This is a genomic window from Allobosea sp. CER48 (genome assembly GCF_044752385.1).
In the GTDB taxonomy this organism is placed as follows: domain Bacteria; phylum Pseudomonadota; class Alphaproteobacteria; order Rhizobiales; family Beijerinckiaceae; genus Allobosea.
Genome location: NZ_JBIWYK010000468.1, coordinates 1 through 2359, shown reverse-complemented (window position 1 = coordinate 2359; position 2359 = coordinate 1). Strand labels below are relative to the sequence as shown.

Annotated in this window: 2 protein-coding genes; both read right to left on the bottom strand. The window is 68.2% G+C overall.

All coding sequences use genetic code 11. The features are described from left to right. Positions 1-7: 7 nt before the first annotated feature. Entirely contained in the window at positions 8-952 is a 945-nt protein-coding gene (gene hemC, locus ACIPIA_RS14465; protein WP_400510556.1) for a hydroxymethylbilane synthase, read from the bottom strand. Between the two features lie 107 nt (positions 953-1059). Continuing rightward, positions 1060-2359, bottom strand: a 1300-nt coding sequence (locus ACIPIA_RS14460) for an aminotransferase-like domain-containing protein (RefSeq protein WP_400510555.1), incomplete at its 5' end; no start/stop codon positions are given.

The window sequence follows — 2359 nt, the reverse complement described above, 5'->3', positions numbered from 1 at the left end:
TCGCCGATCAGGATCCGAGCGTCTTGAAGGTCGGATAATAGCCGCGATAGCTTTTCTCGAGGATCGCGCCGCCGCCCTTCGTCTTCAGCGCCTCGGCAACAGCCAGCCCGAGTTCCTTCGCCTTCTCCGGTGCGGCGCTGTCGGTGGCATCGACACGCTCGGAACCTTCGACGGACGTAACCTGGGCATGCAGCGTCAGTCGGCCATCCTGCCAGGTCGCGCAGGCGCCCACCGGGAGGCTGCAGCCCGCACCAAGTGCATGCATCATCTCGCGCTCGGCCTCGACCTCGGCCCGGGCCTTCGGGCACTGGATCGCCTGCAGGATCTCGATAACGGCTGCGTCATCGGCACGGGCTTCCAGCCCCAGCGCGCCCTGCCCGACGGCATAGGGAAAGAGCTCAGACGCCATGACCTCGGACGACGCCTCGTCCAGCCCGAGCCGACGCAGCCCGGCCTGGGCGAGGATGACCGCATCGAGCGCCTCCTCTCCGCCGATCTTGGCGAGGCGCGGGCCGACATTGCCGCGAATCGGGACGACGGTGACGTCGGGCCGCAGGTTCAGGATCTGCGCACGACGCCGCAGCGAGCCGGTGCCGACCCTGGCGCCCTGGCGCAGCGTCGCCATCGTCGCGCCGCAGAGCGCGTCGCGCGGGTCCTCTCGCGATGGAACGGAGGCCAGCACGAGCCCGTCATGCAGGCTCGTCGGCAGATCCTTCAGCGAATGAACGACGAAATCGACCTCGCGACGCACGAGCTGCTGCTCGTGCTCGACGGCGAAGACGCCGACCATCCCGAACTGATGGAACTCGGAGACGCGGTCGCGGTCGGCGATCGTGGCGATCTGGCAGAGGGTGAACTCGGTCTCCGGGAACTTCTCCCGGATCAGCCCCATGACGTGATTGGTCTGCGCCATCGCCAGCGGGCTGCGGCGCGTGCCGATCCTCAGATGCATGACTTCTTACTTTCGATCTTGTCCAGCCTGGCTGGTTGCGGCGGTCTATAACAGCGGGGCGGCAGCCTGACGAGTGCAGCCTGCGCAAACGAGCGCTGCACACCCGCTCAATCCGCGTGGCCGGCTTCGCCGCGCAACTTCTCGATCCCGTCCCGCAGGACCTCCATCACGCGCGGATCGCGCGACTGCGCCACGTTGAAGCGCATGAAATGGCCTGCGCTCTGCGAGACACTGAAGACGTTGCCCGGCGCGAGCACGACGTCCCGCGCCACGGCCAGTCGTGCGAGCTCGGCGGAATCGACCCCATCGGGCAGGCGACACCAGAGATAGAAGCCGCCGCGCGGCATCAGCCACGGCGTGATCCCGAGCGCTCCCAGCCGGGCGGCGATGTCCCTGCGAGCCTGAACCAGCCGGCGACGGACCTCTTCCATATGCTTGCGATAGCTGCCGCCAACCAAGATGCCGGCGACCAGATCGGCCGCGACCGGCCCCGGGCCGCCGAAATTCGTCGCCACCTGAAGGTCGACGAGACCCTCGACCCAGTCCGCACGCGCAGCGATGTAGCCGCAGCGCACGGACGCGGAAAGCGTCTTCGAGAAGCTGCCGATGCGGATCACGCGGTCGAGCCCGTCGAGCAAAGCGAGGCGCGCCGAGGGCTCGGGCTCGAAATCGGCGAAGATTTCGTCCTCCACGATGGTCAGATCATGGGCCGCGGCGGTTTGCAGGACACGGAAGGCCGTCTGCGGCGAAAGGCTCGCACCCGTCGGATTGTGCAGGCCGGAATTGGTCAGGTAGAGGCGCGGTCGCTCGGCCGAGATCAGCGTCTCGAAAGCGGAGACGTCCGGGCCGGAATGCGTGTAGGGCACGGCCAGTACCCGCAGTTGGTGCGCCCGCAACAGCGCCTGGAAATTGAAGTAGCAGGGATCGTCGACCAGCACGGTGTCGCCCGGCCGCAGCAGAAAGCGGCAGATCAGATCGAGCGCCTGCGTCCCAGAACCGGTCAGCATGAGTTGCTCGGGGCCGGCGGCGAGCCCCTCCTCGGCAAAGCGCCCGAGCAGCTGGCGGCGCAGGGCCGGCGAGCCGCGGGTGCTGCCATATTCGGAGAGGACCGGATTCTGCGCCTTGGCCAGCGCCCTGAAGCCCCGGCGCAACGCCTCGCCCGGCATCCAGTCGGCAGGCAGCCAGCCGCAGCCCGGCTTGAGCGCGGCATCGTCCGCATCGAGCGACTGGCGCGAAACCCAGAAGGGGTCGACCACGCGCTCATGCGGTGACGCGGCCTGAGTCAGCACCAGGGGCGGAAGACCAATGCCGGTGACGTAGAAGCCGGAGCCCTGCCTGGCCCGGATCAGGCCCTCGGCCGCGAGCCGGTCATAGGCCTCGACCACAGTCGAGGGAGAAACGCGCATC